Raw genomic sequence first — 17,699 nt, 5'->3', positions numbered from 1 at the left:
GATTTCTTTCAAAACATCCGGATGTAGTAAAAATCTACAGCATCCTACTATAGGAAAACGCGGGCTTAACCCAATTGTTGCCTGCATCATGAGATGAAGAAGTCTCCGATACCCGCAGAGGATACCGGAGACTCACATTATTTACGAATTTTTAATATTCGAAGACAGTTGTATGTCAGATGTCAGCGCACAACAACTTTTCGGCCGCCGACAACGTAGACACCAGGAGCAAGGCCATCGACAGCAGTGTCACGGTCTACATTCTCGCGGACGAGCATGCCCTGGAGATTATACACATTTACTATCGAATCCTGAGTACCGGCTACAATGGTGTCGATACCGCTTGTCTGGGATATATCCAGATAGTTGGTGTAAAGAATCAGATTGGGGAACTCAGCATTTGTCATAACACAGATAACCGGTTCGGTATAGTTGACATGGAAGGTTGTCACACCGTTGTCAATGCTATACTCAGGCTCATCTCCCTCCGGGCTGAGCATCTCGCCGATAATCTCTCCGGTATCGGCATCGACCGATATCTCACCGTAGTACCATGTATATACCGTCTCGGTATCACCTACACGCGCCTGGGCGGCGAGATCTACCTTTCCGTTGATTACCTGAGTCTCGACAGGTGCCTGGTTGCCGTAATAGTATGCATCCATCATAGCCGGGAAATCAACCTTGCGCGGGAGAGTGGCGAATGTGAACTGATTGCCTACAAGAGTAAGCGCACTCAGAGTGGATGCCACCGGCGATAGGTCAATCTCGGCAAACATATTTCCGCTAAGCAGCAGCTGTTTAAGAGCGGGAGTGCCCGACACGTCGATTGTCGACAATCCGTTTCTTGTAAGGTCAAGGCCCCACATCTGAGGATTGCCGAGTTTTACAGAAGAAATGCTGTTATTGGCGAGCGAAGCCGTCTTCAGTGCGGGAGCTTTTGAGAGGTCAATATTCTCGATAGCGTTGTTGCTGAGCACCAGATACTCAAGAGAGGGGAATTCGGCAAGATTTATGTCGGAAATCTCGGCCTCGGTGATGCTGAGTTCTCTTATTCCCTTCTTTTCAGGGAATATCATATTCTCAGGATTAAGCCCGGTATTATACAACCCAAGCATAGTAAGATCGGTCATAGGCGATCCGTCGAAGTCAGACATACCGATTCCTGAAATCGAGAATACAGTAATATCCGAAGGGCTGTCGTAGGTATATGCCACGGCTTTTTTACCGACTACGGCATGAACATCGGTATTGGCAACAAACACATCGCTGCGTGTAGGATATGCCTGGAAATCCACGCCTTCAGATGTCCAGTCGATGTATACGTTGCTTAACTCCTTGGTGCGGAATCCGACAACAGGTGCATCACCGACTTCCGATACTGTAAAGGACGCTATCATTGTAGTGGGCGCTCCCATCGGTATGACATCAGTAGTGGCCAATACATTCTCTCCGGTAAAGGCGGGGAAAGCGCCATTGGTAATCTCGCAATGTACGGCATCACCGTCGATTGTAAGGAATCGTGTGAATCCATCCTTGAGAGTGTAGTCAGAGCCATCCACAAGCACTGTGCCGTCGGTCTTGACCCACTTGTATTCGGTAGTATTGCCATTGATTACCAGATTCTGCTCGTCAAGCGCTACAGACGGAGCCTTTGATGCGATTACAATCTTTGACTGTGGAGCATAGACATACTTTGTAGCGGCATTCTCTATTACAGGCAGAGTAGCAAGAGTAAGCATATTGCCTGAAAGATTCAACTCGGCAAGACCGGGTATCTCTATCATATTCTCAATCTCAGAAATATGGTTGTTGCTGAGATTGATATACTCGGCATTGGAGAGATAGGCCATATTGACAGTCTGGATTTTATTGCCCGACAGGTCAAGATGGAGCATATTGTCATAGTTCTTCAGGTTGTATTCCTCAAGTTTGTTATTCGACAGATCGAGATAACGGCAACCGGATGTGTTTACGATATGGAAATTGGAAATACGGTTGTTGGCGGCTACAATCTTTTTGAGGAAAGTCTTCTCATAGCTGCCGCTGATACCGGCAAGGTCAAGAGTCGACAATGAGTTGTCGGAAAGATCGATTGATGCCAGACAGCGGTTGTAGGCCAGATTAACAGTCGACAATTGGCATCCTCGTGCCGAGAGGTGGCGCAGTTCTGTGGCAGCCTTCAGGTCAAGAGAGAGCAGTCGCTGTCCGTCAAGACTGAGGGCGGAAAGCACTGCATTCTCAGGCATATATATATACATGTTGTAGGCTGTTGATGTACCGGATATTGTGGTTGTGGCCTCATCGGAAGTAACATCAAACTCTTTGAGCTCTCCATTACCGAAATCAACCATAATCTTGGAGGGATTATCTACAGAGGCACCGCTTATACCGGCCTTGAAGTTTACTTCAGTATTTCTCGGAACCATCATTGACACGATTTTTGAAGGCTTGCCAAATTCATCGGCGGTCTTCACCATGAATCGTGATGATGTAAGGGTATAATCCGACAACTCGGAATTGACAAACTCGACATATACCGAATCGGCAAATGTCTTGTTGAATGTAAGCATGCCGTTTTCCCAGGTATATGCATCGAGGTCAACCTCCTCCGCCGTGCCTCCGACAGGCTCCGACATCACACGCACATATGTGTTGCTCTCGGGACGCAGCATACAGGTAAAGTCGATTGCAGTCTCTACACCATACGAGCGGTCGACCTGATATGGTTTCTGTCCATAGAAGTATTCGCTGAAAGTAGTGCGGTCGGCCGGAAGAGTGGAGTATGTAAACCGGTTCAGATTAATATCTATGCTTGCCAGATTGGGATTGGCTGAAATATCAAGGGCAGTAAGATCATTGCGGCGTATATAAAGGGTACGCAGCTTGGGGTTCTTGGAAATATCAAGTGATTTGAGATTATTGCTGGCGGCAGAGAGATAGGTAAGTTCAGGAAGCCCGGTAAGGTCAAGCGACTCTATTTTCACATCGGTATTTACTGTACCCGATGTATGGCTACAGAACAACTCGGACAATTTTGGTACCTTCGTAAAATCAACTTCACGTATGCGGCTCTCACTTATGTTAAGATGCCACAGATAGGGCACGGGGGTGAGGTCGAGAGTCTCCACGTCGGTAAGTTCCAGCACAAGATTGACCAGCAACGGACATCCCGACAGGTCGATGCTCTTCAGGCGACGTGTGTAGTACAGGTCAAGCATCTTCAGATTGGGATAATCGGGGCGGAAATTGGGGTCAAGCCAGCCGATGATATCCAGTTCAAGAATCTGAAGATTGGGCTTTGGTGTACCTATTATAATCGGAGTCTCCTCGCTTCCCGGGTTATCCGAAAGATAAATGGCCGAAAGTTTGGTATTGGGCGTCAGGTCGAGACCTTTTAGCTCATTATGCTCAAGCACAAGGATGTCGAGATTCTCACACTTGCTGAGATCGATATCGGTTATATAGCATCCTATGGCTTTTATCACATCGATTTTGGATGCATCGCCATATATCTTTATCTCACCCTTCTCCGACACACGGGCCTCGATGGAAGAGCCATGCCACAAGCCTTCGGAATCAATAGTGGCATATGTGGCCTCAAACTCCTCAGGACCGAAGCCCATGTCGATATCGTAGTATTCGCTTTGCTCTGTAACTCCGATAAGAATAGTGAACACATTTGCCTCGCCAAGATTGGCGTAGGCATTCGTCTTTATAGTGATGGCGGGCTCTCCGAGATCGGATGTATCCTGGGCAGCGGCACCGCCGGTCAGTACCGACGACACAACCATCGACAGAGCCATCACAACATTACGTAGTATGCGCATAACTGTTTTATTATATTATATGGTTTAATTAGCTTGAATTTATTCTGACAACGGTGTGTCAACACCCTTTGTCATTTTACTAATACTTTGCGAGCATGGCCGTTGACATTGGCTATATACACGCCGGGGGCAAATCCGTCAAGGCTCACTGTAATCTCGTCGCCGGCGTATGTGGCGCTCGACAGGAGACTTCCGCCAAGAGAATACACATTGGCTTCAATTGACGGTACCCCTCCGATAAAGAATGTATAGGCATTGCGGCCTGCGGATGTGACGACAAGGCGGCCTGCGGCATCATCGGACGATATTCCCGAAATCGATGATGACCCTCTGCGACGTATTACCTCCTTAAGACCGGCCATGGCATCGAACTTTCCGGCACCCCACTGCACGGGATCACCGGCACGGACATCATCGTCGACCACAGATGTCGCGGCTATTATATCCTGTACGTCGGCATATGTAAGCGAGGGGTCGGCCTGAAGCCAGCAGGCGATTGCGCCGGCCACAAGCGGTGTCGACATTGAAGTGCCGATTTCCTGTTTCCAGTAGCTTACACGTCCGTCGGAGCCTGTCGCTTTGGCCTGATAGAGTTTGTCGGCCTGTTCCTTGACATCGTCAAGATCGGTAAAATATCTGTTGACCGATGATATGATAGTGCTGCCCGGTGCGCATACGGTAGGCAGATTGCGGCCGTCGCGCAGTGTGCCGAACGACGAGAATCCGCTTACACGCCCTACGGTAAAGTAGTCGCCCTCCGACTCATAGCGTGAAGCATAGCCGTCAAGGCAGAACCATTCATTGCGGGTATTGTACGAGCCCACCACAATCAGCTTCTTTCCGACAGCCATGTCAGAGATTGAGCCGTTGCGCGAGCCGTTGTCGAACGAAGACACGCCATAATCGTACATCTCGGAGTACTCGCCTGAGCAATAACACTCAACCGTTATGCCCTCGGCCGGAATCTCCTGTCCGGCGGCAATCTTTACCTCGAATCCAAGTATATAGTTGTCGTCAAGATTGCTGTCATTGTTCTGAAGAGCATAGTCAATCATGGAGTAATACCGGTTGACATCCTCGTCCATCATGCCACCAAGCCCTACATAGCCATAGAAGTACTTTGCAAGGTAGCTGTTCACCATATCGCCGGATGATACCTTAAACGACTCGTCCGACAGATAATAGGCACCTACTCCATCGCCGATTACCGGCATTCGCGATGTCACGCGGTAGCCGCGCGACTTGTTGTAAAGTACGGCCTGGACATCAAGCCGGGTATCGTCGGAAGAATATATCGCAATCTGGTCCTTACGCAAAGTGAGCGAACCCTCAACATCGGGGTCATATTGGTACACCGAAGGCCATATCATGGTCTTGAGCACATCCGACTCGCTGTGAAGAGTCTTTCTCAGAGATATACGGCGGTCGCCCTCGTTGCCTGCCGAAAGACACAGAATGGGCGGGTTGGGATTATCCTCGCTACGGGTAGCTATAAGGTCGAGAAATTCGTTCATCATCGAACCCTCGTCGTGAGGTCCGACATTCGACCCGAGCGACATGCTCAGTACCATCGGTTTCTGCCGGTTATATGCATGACTGCACATCTGGTCTACGCCATAGGCGATAAACATGTCGGGGAGATCGGCGCATGCTGCGGCGGCAAGCTCAGCTCCGGGAGCGGCGCCACAGAAGGGATTGGAGGTATCGATTACGGGTACGGCATGGTCGCGATCGGTAAACTTTGACGCGTCGGGCATAGTGACATCGCCCTGATAGTTGCCTCCAATTATGCCGAGGGTATGGGTACCGTGGTAGCCGTAAGGAGTATCGGTAGTGAAGTCCTTCACTTCCTCACCCCAATAACCGTTGTCGGCATAGCCGTTCATGTTGTTGGCGTAATTGATTGTATAGAGATATCCGAAGCGTGTGGAGCCGTCGGGGTTCAGAAAGCTGAGGTGGTTGGGGTCGACACCCTGGTCGACAACAGCGGCGATAACGCCCTCTCCCCGATAGGGCTGTTCGAGTCCGGCCGCGCCGGCATGCACCTCATCAAGGCCGACCGACTTACGTCCCAGATCCATATGGGTATGGGCCTTGCGGGCAATCTGCATTGTATGTACCGGCGACTTCTCAGCAAGCACCTCGGCGGAATCGACAGGCACCATGCACAGAGCTATATTACCTCGGCATGACAGCACTATGATGCCATCAGCTTCAAGGTCATCCACTGTATATCCTTCATTAAGTCTCACAAACGCACCGATACGCGAGCCGGCCTCTGACCGGATGTCGCCTTTCACCGCCAGCGGCGAAGGAGCACGCATCGGAGTTGCCAGCCGGGCCTCACGTGCGCGGCGTAGTTCGGCGCGACTCAGCAAGTCGAGACCACCTGCCCAGACAGAGCCTCCGGCCAACGCCAGCGCCAACGAAACAACTATGTATTTTCTCATTCAGGTAATAAATTATATTTACGTTTTTCAATCACATCTTATAGCCATACGGACTAACTATCCTTATGATGACTACCTCAATTGCCAAAACCGGCAAGACATCTTTATTAAAGAGACAAAGTCCCGTAGGGCACATTCACAAGCCGCACCCTACGGAAAATATCATTGTAATGTGGCCGCATCATATGCGGAAACTGTTTACTTTACAGCGACCTTCTTGCCGTCGATGATATATATGCCGGCAGGAAGATTGTCGGTATTGGCCATGCGGATACCCTGGAGATTGTATATCACACGGGGAGCAGTGCCCTCGGCTTCTACACGGTCGATACCGGTAGTATTCATTCCAAGAACCACATTGTGGTCGCCGGTGACGATAAACGAGAAGCATCCGTCGCTGTCGGCTGTCACAGGACGTCCGTCGACACTGCATGTAACGGCAACGGAAGGTATAATCTTCACTTCCGAACCCTTGAAGAGCGACATGGATGACCATTCCGACACAGCGCGAGTGTCAACCTCCACTGCGATATCCGACGGGGCGAGAGCCTCCGGAGCGCTGACGGAAACAGTGGCTTTTTCGGGCTGCTCATAGAATATGCGGAGTATATCGCCATCGGCCATACCCGAGTAGCTCGACATCTGGAAGTATGAAGCCTGGTAAGCGTCTGCCTCATTGTATGACAGATATGGACTCCAGGCAATATAGCCTTCGGGTATAGGATTGGGATGATTAACATTTATGTTCATCTGCATCGACAGGTCGCTGAAGCAGTAGTCAAACACGTTGACACCGGCTTCCGGAACAATCGTGCCGAATACCTTGCTTCCGTAGTATTCATTGAATGTTATACTCTTGATTGAGCTTACAGCAGCCGGCTCAACCCATACTATTAACTTTGTGTCAGGCTCCTTGACAGCAGAAGTGATGTATACCTTGTCGCCTTTGTTCACTGTTATAGTTCCGCCCGAACGGTTAGACTCGTTTTCGCCGTTGACGATACGCACGTTTTTTACTATATTGCCCTCGGTAGCGGCAATATATATATTACTGCCATAGTTGCTCTCCTTGAACTCGAAAGTGTTGACACCTGCAACAATATCAAACTTCTCGGTACCATATGAGCTGTAGCCGTTGTATATCTCTACTCGCGAGGGATCATCGACATCGAAATCCACGGTGTAAGTGCCAAACTCATGGGCAAGTATCTCGAAAGTATAATCCTTGTCGATTACACCCGACCAGTATGTGCTTTTTGTTGACTCACCGTTTACAATCACATCATCTACAGCATAATCGGTGGTGTTAAGGCGCAGATTGAGCGAGGTGCCCGCATGCACGGCCACACCCTCAGCGAGATTTCCGTCAAGAGCAGTGTTGGATGCATCATAAAGACCGGAGAACACACCTTTTACATCGTCGGCAACTATTACCTTTACCATATAATCGATATCCGGGAAGTTGGCGGCAATCTCAATCTTATCGCCATCTTTCACGTCAACCTTATACTGTCCGTATACCATAGCCACATCCTCACCGTTATGCTTTACATAATATATAGGCGCTGTCGACGACTTGGCCAGAATGCTGAACGGGCCCTCTATCTCCGGAGCAAACTTCACGGTCTGTGTACCTGCGGTAAGGGCGACATCACCTCCAAGGCTGCCATTGCGGGTAAGCCGTATCTTGGAAGGATCATCAACGGTGATTTCAACCGATGCAGTACGCGATTCTTCCAGATTTATGGTTGATACCACATATACGGCACCGTTTGTATACTCGTCCACACTGAACGACCAATTGTCGGAGGGGACAGTGCGAAGCTGCTCTGTCTCACCAAGTACTACAGATGTCAGGGCAAAACCATCCTTTGCTTTTACATATGCATACAGATAATCTGTCGCCTCAACCACATTCACATCTTCCACGGGCTCCACGATAGGAGTATATACATACTCTCCATTGCCCTGGTCGTCATACTTGTATTCCGACTTTACGATGTCGACGGCCGAAGGATTGTCGACAATAATTGTCACTGACGCGGCCGAAGCTGTAAAGGATGTAGCCAAAGCAACAGCCGACGCAAGAAATGAGTAAAATTTTTTCATATGTAACTGATTGGTTTATAAAATTTACGCAGTGATATCAATGGCATCGAGGCAACCTTCATTACTTTATCAGCAATAATGCGACATAAGATACAATAACATGTATCTTCCCGCATCATTTTCTCCCGAACGAGTCTTAACGGCTCCCTGTAACAAATCTCATACGTCTGAGCGCAAAGTTAACTATTTTTTTTCTTATCTAAATGATAAATCGCGATTTTTTACAGCTGCAATGCTCTTGTTTTTAATTACAAGTTGTTAATTACAGTAATTCAAGATATATCACCGTAGATTCTCACAACAATATTTAACACATTACGACTTCATACAGCCATACAATAAGCCCAATTATATATATGAAGACACGTGTCCGCAGAAAAATCCGCAGACACGCCTGTCAATATAATGCAAATTGCGGTGGTCCGACAATCAGTCGCCCTTATCGTCCTTCTTTAGTTCGGGATAGCTTACACGGGCATGGTACATCGTGCGCAGACGCTCCACAAAAGCCTGCTTGATGATATTTACATCGCGGAATGAGATTGGCGATTCATCGTGCAGCCCATCGGCAATCTGTCCGTCGACGATACGATTGACAAGTTCGGTTATTGCCTCTACCGAGTGCTCCTTAAGCGACCTTGAGGCAGCCTCTACAGCGTCGGCCATCATAAGTATGGATGTCTCGCGCGATTGCGGATTAGGACCCGGATAAGTAAACGGGGCCGGGTCTACCTCTTCGCCCGGATGGGAGTTGGCATAGGTGGTATAGAAATATTTGGCCTTGCCTCGCCCGTGATGCTGGCTTATAAAATTACGTACCACCTGTGGCAACTTGGCCTTGTCGGCACGTTTCAGACCGTCGGTCACATGGCCTATGACTATGCGGGCGCTCTGAAGCGGACTGAGAGCGTCGTGGGGATTGACGCCGTGCTGGTTCTCGGTAAAGAATGCGGGATTATCAATCTTTCCGATATCATGATATAGCGCTCCGGTGCGCACAAGCTGCACGTTGGCACCGATACGGTGGGCGGCTTCCGATGCGAGATTGCTTACCTGCATGGAATGCTGGAATGTGCCGGGGCATTCCTGGGAGAGTTCGCGCAGGAGGGGATTGTTGACGTCGGACAACTCGACAAGCGTAACCGTAGATGTGAAGCCGAAGGCTTTCTCAAGCACAAACACGAGCACATATGTAAACGATATTAGCACGGCATTGATGCCGAACGCGCCAAACATGCGGGTATTGATTTTGTCGATTGTGCCGGCCTGCATCACCTCGGCGCCTACATAGGCCAGGCAGTAGGCAAGGAATATCACAAGTGCCGAACGCACAAGCTGCGAACGCCGGGTAAGCTCCTTGAGCGAACATATAGCGGCAATGCCTGCTATCAGCTGCACATAGATGAATTCCAAGGGGAAGGCGCTGACCAGCGTACACAGCATCACCTCCGTGATATATACAAAGAATGCCGTACGCCCGTCGAAGAACACCACCATGAGTATGGCCACTATGGTAAAAGGCACCATATAAAGGCCGCATGTAAGGGCGTCGCCCATCAGATATGCCATGAGCAGGAAGCCTACCACAAGGGTCATTATGAACACCATGGCGCGGTTGTCGGCAAACGTGCGGTGGCGAAAATAAATCAGAAAACAGTACAGAGCCGAGAATATAATAGTCACGTACAATATCTGACCGAGTATGGGATAGTGGTGGGAATCGACCTGCGACGCCGATTTCTGTCCGGCAATCTTCTCGTAAGTGCGCAGCAGCGAGTATAGTTCGGGAGTCACCACATCGCCCTTGTCGATTATGCGCTCGCCCTGCTGTATCACCCCTCGCGGAGCCATCGCTCTCTGCAGAGCCTCTCCGCGCAGACGGTTGGTGACTGCGGTGTCGCATATTATGTTGCTTACAAGAAACTGCGACATGGCCGTGCGCTCGATAGCCTTGCGGTATTCGTCGCCCTGAAACATGGAGTCGATGGCCGCATAAGCCGCGCGTGCCGAAAGCAGGGTCGAAGTCGGCATCGTCATTGCCGTATTGTCGTGGATGAAACGTATAGCCGGAAGGCGTCCGGAACGTACCTCCTGATATGTCTCCTGGTCTACTATGCCGTTGTCAAGCACATTGCGCAATGCGTTGATAAGACGGTTGCGCTCAAGTGGCGACAGTCCTACGTTGGTGGCGTTGACCCTTGTGGCATAAGCGGCCTGGGCCTGCTTCTCTCGTGAGATATCACGTACATACACCGGCACAAACGACACATCGATACTGTCAAGCACCCGCTGCGCGCTGATACTGTCGAGATATATTGGCATATCCGAAGGCGCGGTAAGCAGGCTGTAGGCCCAGGGCTTGCCGAGTTCGTAGTGGTAAGAGTTGCGCCCTTTGCGCGGAAGCAGCCACACGGAGATTACCACTGCCGCCACAAACAGAGCGGCACGAAGGAGATTGTACGGGTTGAATATACGGTTCATCACGTAAATGTCAAATTGGTAACGTAAGCAAGAATATGTTGTCTACCTAAGGATGATATCATTCGAGATGGTTGACACGGGCGGCACGCTGCACACCGCGTATATTTCTGAGCTTGGAGCAAAGGTCGGTAATTACTTTGGTGTCGTGGACTCTTACGGCGAGGTCGCAATGAAACACCTCTTTCTCGGCCTCGATATCCAGCTTGCGTATGTCGATGGCAAGATGCATCGATATCATCTGTATGATTTCCTGCAGGATGCCGAACCGGTCGATACCCTCTATGCGCACTTCGGCAAGAAACAGTCCCGACTGCTCGGCCCAGCGCGTGTTGAGAATACGCTTGCCGTAGCTTGCCTTGAGCACAGATGCACGCGGACATGACAGGGCGTGGAGCTCGACCTCGCCGTCATCGTTGACCCAACCCATCACGTCATCGCCGGGTACAGGGCTGCAACAGTCGCAAAGTTTGAAATTATGCCCGTTTTTCTCGTCATATTCCAAGACGTAGGTCTCCTTCATGTTGACCTTGCGCTTTGTCGGTGTCTTAATGTCGGTATTCTGCGATTTCTTGCCTTTGAGCGGACGCAGTATCTTCGAAAATATCGACGATGAAGCCGGACGCAACGATTTGGCCAGATAGTCGGGCAGAGTTGCCTCTCCTCGGCCAAGGGCTGTAAAAAGTGCCTCGCGGTTGTCGTAGCGTAGTGTACCAAGCACTTTGGTTATTACCGAGTTATTGTCGGTTATGGAATTGTCGGCAAGATATTTCTCATATATCTCACGACCCTGCTCTATCACCGGTGCCATCTCTCTGCGCATCAGCTGGCGCAGACGCGATTTGGCTTTGGCTGTAGCCAGATAGTTGACCCAGTCGGGCTTGGGAGTCTGCGACTGCGACGTAAGGACCTCAACCTGGTCGCCTGAATGAAGACGGTGGCTAAGAGGCACCAGTTTGTGGTTGACCTTGCCGGCGATACAGTGCATACCTATTTCGCTGTGGAGCTCAAAAGCCACATCGAGCACGGTAGAGTTGTTGGGGAGCGTCAGCAGTTCGCCCTTTGGCGTAAACACCACTATCTCGGAGGCAAAAAGATTTAACTTAAGCGTATCGAGAAAGTCTATGGCATTGGGCTCAGGATTGTCAAGTATGTCCTTGATTGTCGACAGCCATGCGTTGAGCTCGCTCTCCTCGTCGCCCTCTCCAATCTTATATTTCCAGTGGGCGGCAAAACCGAGCTCGGCTATCTCGTCCATGCGGCGCGAGCGTATCTGCACCTCTATCCAGTTGCCGTCGGGCCCCATTACCGTAAGATGCAGTGCCTGATATCCGTTGGCCTTTGGATTGCTGATCCAGTCGCGCGTACGCTCCGGATGCAGTCGGTAGATGTCGGTTATGGCCGAGTATATCTGCCAGCATATAGCCTTCTCTTTAGCCTGGTCATCACATTCAAATATGATACGCATGGCATAAAGGTCGTAGACCTCCTCAAAGGGCACATGCTTCGTCTCCATCTTGCGCCATATCGAATATACCGATTTCAGGCGTGCTTTCGCCTCATATTTCAGGCCCATCCCTACGAGCTTCTCCTTTATAGGCTCGGAGAAGTCGTTGTAGACAGCCGACCGACGTGCCTCGGAGGCCTTGATCTGGTTGCTGATACGTTCGTAAGCCGCCGGATGCTCATACTTGAAGCTGAGATCCTCAAGCTCGGTCTTGATGGCGAAAAGCCCCAGTCGATGGGCCAGCGGCGCATATATATATAGTGTCTCTCCCGCGATTTTATACTGTTTGTTGGGCGACATAGAGTCGAGGGTGCGCATGTTGTGCAGACGGTCGGCCATCTTGATGAGCACCACGCGTATGTCCTCGCTCATGGTAAGAAGCAGCTTACGGAAATTCTCGGCCTGAGCCGACGCCTTATCGCCGAATATACCGCCTGATATCTTGGTAAGGCCGGCCACGAGCTGTGCTATCTTCTTGCCGAAATGCTGCTCAATGTCCTCCACGGTATACTCCGTATCCTCGACCACATCATGGAGCAGAGCGGCGCATATGGATGTGGAGCCGAGCCCTATCTCCTGACTGGCGATCTTGGCCACGGCGATAGGATGGAGTATGTAAGGTTCGCCCGAACGCCGCCGGATACCCTTGTGGGCCTCTTTGGCAAATCGGAAAGCCCGCTCTATTATCTCGACTTTCTTTCTGTGGTTGCTCGAAAGATAGCCGGCGAGCACATCTTGAAACTCGGCTTCGACCAGACGGTCCTCCTCTTCGGGCGAGAGCTTATAGCGTACGGTCGGTGATGTGGAATCGTTGGGAGTCATATTTGTAGTGGGTGGAGAGTTGGCTCTGAGGTGTTGACAGGTATTATAAATTACAAATTTAATATATTTGCATAAAAGTTGGCACAAAAAAATAGTATATTTGCGCAAAATATGGCCGGAAGGCTCTATCCAAGTATTGTCTAACGATTATCAGCAATGGGAAAATACGATTTCGACAAAGTTATCGACCGACATGGCTCGGGAGCGCTGAAGGTAGACGCGCTCAGTGAATTTTTCGGACGACACGACCTCAAAGGACTGTGGGTGGCCGATATGGACTTTGCCGTATCACCGCGCATACAGGAGGTACTTGTCGAGCGTATGCGCCACCCTATCTACGGATATGCCGCAGTAAGCCCAGGGTACTGGCAGTCGATTACCGACTGGCTGTGGCATCGCCACGGATGGCATGTGGCACGCGAAGAGATGACATACATCCCCGGAGTGGTAAGGGGTATAGCATATGCCGTCAACTTCTTCTCGCGCCCGGGCGACAGGATTGTCATACAGCCGCCGGTATACCATCCGTTCAAGATGGTAATCGAGGGCAATTCGCGAGTTGTTGCCGAGAATCCTCTGATATTCAACAACGGTGCCTATTCCATGGACCTTGAAGGCCTTGAGCGCATATTCGCCGGGGAGCACCCCTCAATGATGATTTTATGCAATCCCCACAATCCGATTGGACTGCAGTGGGACGAGGATACACTCCGCCGAGTGGCCGAGCTCGCCTATAACTACGGAGTAACAGTAGTAAGCGATGAAATCCACGGCGACCTGGTATTGCACGGCAAACCTCACTACCCCTTTGCCTCGGTAAGCGACAAAGCCGCCAAAGTGGCCATAACGCTTGGCGCTCCATCCAAGACATTCAACATCGCAGGCCTCGTAAGCTCATGGGTGGTGGTGAAGGATGAGAAACTGCGCCGGCCCTTCTTCTCCTGGCTTGCCGCCAACGAATTCGACTCGCCTACTTTCATCGCCACAATAGCTACAGAAGCGGCCTACAGATATGGAGAGGACTGGCTCGACGAATGCCTCTCCTACATTGAAGGCTCGATTGAAGAGACCGACCGTATTGTCTCCGACACACTTCCGGGCATGACCCTCATTCGCCCCGAGGCTTCATTTCTCGCATGGCTCGACTGCCGCGGATTAGGCCTCGACCACGACTCTCTTCAGGATCTCTTTATCAACAAAGCTCATCTCGCGCTCAACGACGGCGCGATGTTCGGCACTCAGGGAGTCGGATTCATGCGACTCAATCTCGGATCGCCACGCTCCGTAATCCGCGAGGCCCTCGCATCGCTCGCCGCATCGCTCGCCGGCGTTCCCGCCCGCTGACATGTAGAATTTTCTCAATCAATGTTTCAGAACCAAGCCGTTCGCTGTATTTCCTCGTCATTTACGTCAATTTAGTAGCGTTTTTACAGTTTTTACACCAGGGCAACCGCACCAAAATTATGTGTGATAAGTAACGGTTGCTTTGAGTCAACGATGATATATGTTGGCGAAATTCTTTGAATCCAGCATATCCGAAGTCATAATTCTTAGTAATTTTATAGCACTAAAAAATGGATAATTGTCTGATTTTTAGTGTTGTAATAATTGTGTATCTCATATATTTTTAGTATCTTTATGGTTGAAAATCAACAATATAGACACCGAGACTATGCTGAACGAAATCTTTATGACAGTACCGGATCATCGAGTTACAGGTCGTTGCACGTATGCACTTTCCGACCTTTTGACAATCGCTTTGCTGACCTATATCTGCGGAGGCGAGGATTATGTTGACATGAGCGAGTTCGCCTATTATCGGGCACGTGATTTTGGTCTTATTGCCGACCGTCCTGACCGCAGCCCGTCACCTGACACTTTCGAGCGGCTGATGAGCGCCGTGGATCCCGATGAGATTGAGAGATGTCTGGTTGAGCATGGCAGGAAGTTCCTTGACACGCTTGCTGAGAAGCAGGTTGTCATAGATGGCAAAAAGCTCAGAGGCACATCGCCTAAACAGCATGGCTCGAAAGGCGATTATATCATGAACGCCTATGTCAGCGAGAATCACATTGTAGTAGGACAGCAGCGTCTCAAAGACAAGGAAAATGAAATAGTCGCCATACCTCAGCTTCTTGAAAAACTGGATATCGAAGGTGCCACAATCTCGATAGATGCGATTGGTACACAGATTAATATCGCTCAGAATATCCTTGACCGGAAAGCTCATTACTTCCTTGCCGTCAAGGACAATCAGGGCGCTCTGAACGAACAGGTAATCGATGCATTCCGCTACAATAAGCCCACTGACTCGGCTTCGCAGATGGATGCCGACCACGGACGTATAGAGATACGCGATTGCCGGATACTCAAAGCCGATACAATCGAAGACAAGGATGTATTGGCTCGTTGGCCTGGACTGAAAACATTGGTAGAGGTCACTTCCTCGGTTGACTATGGAGACCACACGGCAACTGCCGTCAGAAGATACATTAGTGACGAGGATTATCCTAAGGCTGCGTACTTCAATATGTTGGCTCGAGGGCATTGGTCTATCGAGAATCAACTGCATTGGAATCTTGATGTGACATTCCTCGAAGATGCCTGCCGTGCAAGGAAAGGGTATGCGTCACTAAACCTCTCAACAATAAGGAAGTTGGCTATGCAGGTTATAAAAGAGCATGTTGACAAAAGCAGTCTAAAGAAAAGGCGCTTCAAAGCGAGCCTTTCCAACGACTATTTGACCGATATGCTGCTTAAAGCCAAATTTTGATGCGGTTGCCCTGGTTTTTACACTTAATGATTTGGTAAATCGGTTTATTTACTCTAAATTTGCCCGCTGAAAGTTTCGGAGGGCCGTATTGACTGTATCATTCTCATTGGTAAACGTCAGGAATATATCCCTCACCGGCTCTCTTTAAGCGCCGGAATTCTTTCACCATAATTTCTGAATATATATCCCAAATCTCCACTTTTAATAATCGTTTCGATAACTGGAAAGCGCCGGGCCTGTGAAGGTCCGGCGCTTTCGCATCCAATTGCCTGTTCAACAAAGCCATGTCAAAGGGCCACTCGTGCAGGTACGTGAGTCATAGGCATAAGCCTGCAGCTGAAATCACACATTTGCAAGCGCCTGCTCCATGTCGGCAATAAGGTCGTCGACATGTTCGGTGCCGATTGACAGGCGCACGGTACCTGGGTAGATTGACTGTTCGGCCATCTGCTCTTCGGTAAGCTGTGAATGGGTGGTGGTAGCCGGATGTATGACAAGACTCTTTACGTCGGCCACATTGGCAAGAAGCGAGAAAATCTCAAGTGAGTCGATAAAACGGTGGGCCTCGGCCACACCACCATTAATCTCAAAAGTGAATATCGAGCCTGCTCCTTTGGGGAAAAGCTCTTTATAGAGTTCATGATCGGGATGAGACGGCAACGAGGGATGGTTGACCTTCTTTACCTTAGGATGGGAGTCGAGGAAGCGCACTATCTTCAGAGTGTTCTCCACATGTCGCTCCACGCGCAGCGAAAGTGTCTCGAGGCCCTGGAGCAGCAAAAAGGCGTTGAACGGACTGATGGCGGCTCCTGTGTCGCGCAGTATCACCGCTCGCACGCGGGTAACGAACGCATCCTTTCCGGCGACATTGGTAAACACAGCACCGTGGTAGCTCGGGTCGGGCTGCGACAGCTGGGGGAATTTGCCCGATGCCGCCCAGTCAAACCGGCCAGAATCAACAATCACACCGCCGAGCGATGTGCCGTGACCGCCGATGAATTTGGTGGCGCTGTGCACCACGATATCGGCCCCGTGATCGATAGGGCGTATCAGGTAGGGTGTGCCAAACGTATTGTCGATTACCAAAGGGAGTCCGTGGCTGTGGGCGATATCGGCTATCGCCTTTATATCTATGCAGTTGCAGTTTGGATTGCCGAGAGTTTCTATATACAGCGCCTTTGTCTCCGGTCGTATCGCGGCCTCGAAGTTGGCCGGATTCGACGGGTCGACAAATGTAGTGGTTATGCCATAGACCGGAAGTGTATTGTCAAGCAGATTGTATGTGCCCCCGTAGATTGTGTTAGCCGACACGATATGGTCGCCGGCCGAGGTAAGCCCGAGTATGGTATAGGTGACAGCAGCCGCACCGCTGGCAAGCGCCAGCGCGGACGACCCGCCTTCCAGAGCTGCGATACGCTCTTCAAGCACAGCCTGCGTAGAGTTGGTCAGACGTCCATAGATATTGCCAGGGTCTTTCAGCGCGAAGCGGTCGGCTGCATGCTGTGAGTCACGAAACACATAGCTTGTAGTCTGGTATATAGGCACCGCGCGCGCATCTGTGGCGGGGTCCGGCTCCTCCTGCCCGACATGGAGCTGAAGAGTCTCAAAGTGTAGTCTGTTCTTGTCAAGTGGCATATTGTGTCGTTACGTTTTTCTGCAAAATTAGTCCACATTAAAATAAAAATAGCTATAATTTGCATATTTTAGAACAAAATAATACATTTGCATCA

Annotated in this window: 8 protein-coding genes; 2 read left to right on the top strand and 6 right to left on the bottom strand. The window is 50.2% G+C overall.

Translation table 11 applies throughout. The features are described 5' to 3' along the window. Positions 1 to 182: 182 nt before the first annotated feature. From ADH68_RS05990 to ADH68_RS05970, 5 genes are all read right to left on the bottom strand, one after another. Positions 183 to 3,830, bottom strand: coding sequence for a leucine-rich repeat domain-containing protein (locus ADH68_RS05990; protein WP_068961601.1), 3,648 nt, complete (start codon positions 3,828 to 3,830; stop codon positions 183 to 185). 71 nt (positions 3,831 to 3,901) lie between these two features. Continuing rightward, entirely contained in the window at positions 3,902 to 6,280 is a 2,379-nt protein-coding gene (locus ADH68_RS05985; RefSeq protein WP_068961602.1) for a S8 family serine peptidase, read from the bottom strand. Between the two features lie 198 nt (positions 6,281 to 6,478). After that, a complete protein-coding gene (locus tag ADH68_RS05980) occupies positions 6,479 to 8,389 on the bottom strand; it encodes a hypothetical protein (protein ID WP_068961603.1) in 1,911 nt (636 codons plus the stop codon). 429 nt (positions 8,390 to 8,818) lie between these two features. Then, positions 8,819 to 10,870, bottom strand: coding sequence for an HD family phosphohydrolase (locus tag ADH68_RS05975; protein ID WP_068961604.1), 2,052 nt, complete (start codon positions 10,868 to 10,870; stop codon positions 8,819 to 8,821). A gap of 58 nt (positions 10,871 to 10,928) precedes the next feature. Beyond that, positions 10,929 to 13,196 (bottom strand): RelA/SpoT family protein, encoded by a 2,268-nt coding sequence (locus ADH68_RS05970; protein WP_068961605.1) that lies wholly within the window; start codon positions 13,194 to 13,196, stop codon positions 10,929 to 10,931. A gap of 156 nt (positions 13,197 to 13,352) precedes the next feature. Here ADH68_RS05970 and ADH68_RS05965 point away from each other — a divergent pair, with 156 nt between their 5' ends. Continuing rightward, positions 13,353 to 14,540, top strand: a complete 1,188-nt coding sequence (locus ADH68_RS05965; RefSeq protein ID WP_068961606.1) for a MalY/PatB family protein — start codon at positions 13,353 to 13,355, stop codon at positions 14,538 to 14,540. A gap of 346 nt (positions 14,541 to 14,886) precedes the next feature. Beyond that, a complete protein-coding gene (locus ADH68_RS05960) occupies positions 14,887 to 15,969 on the top strand; it encodes an ISAs1 family transposase (protein ID WP_232321368.1) in 1,083 nt (360 codons plus the stop codon). Between the two features lie 342 nt (positions 15,970 to 16,311). On the opposite strand, the gene ADH68_RS05950 is transcribed toward ADH68_RS05960, so the two are convergent. Beyond that, a complete protein-coding gene (locus ADH68_RS05950) occupies positions 16,312 to 17,604 on the bottom strand; it encodes an O-acetylhomoserine aminocarboxypropyltransferase/cysteine synthase family protein (RefSeq protein ID WP_068961608.1) in 1,293 nt (430 codons plus the stop codon). Between the last annotated feature and the right edge of the window lie 95 nt (positions 17,605 to 17,699).

Origin of the sequence: Muribaculum intestinale, assembly GCF_002201515.1 — a bacterium.
Lineage (GTDB): Bacteria > Bacteroidota > Bacteroidia > Bacteroidales > Muribaculaceae > Muribaculum > Muribaculum intestinale.
Note: the sequence above shows the minus strand (reverse complement) of the source record. Positions and strands in the feature narration are given on the sequence as shown.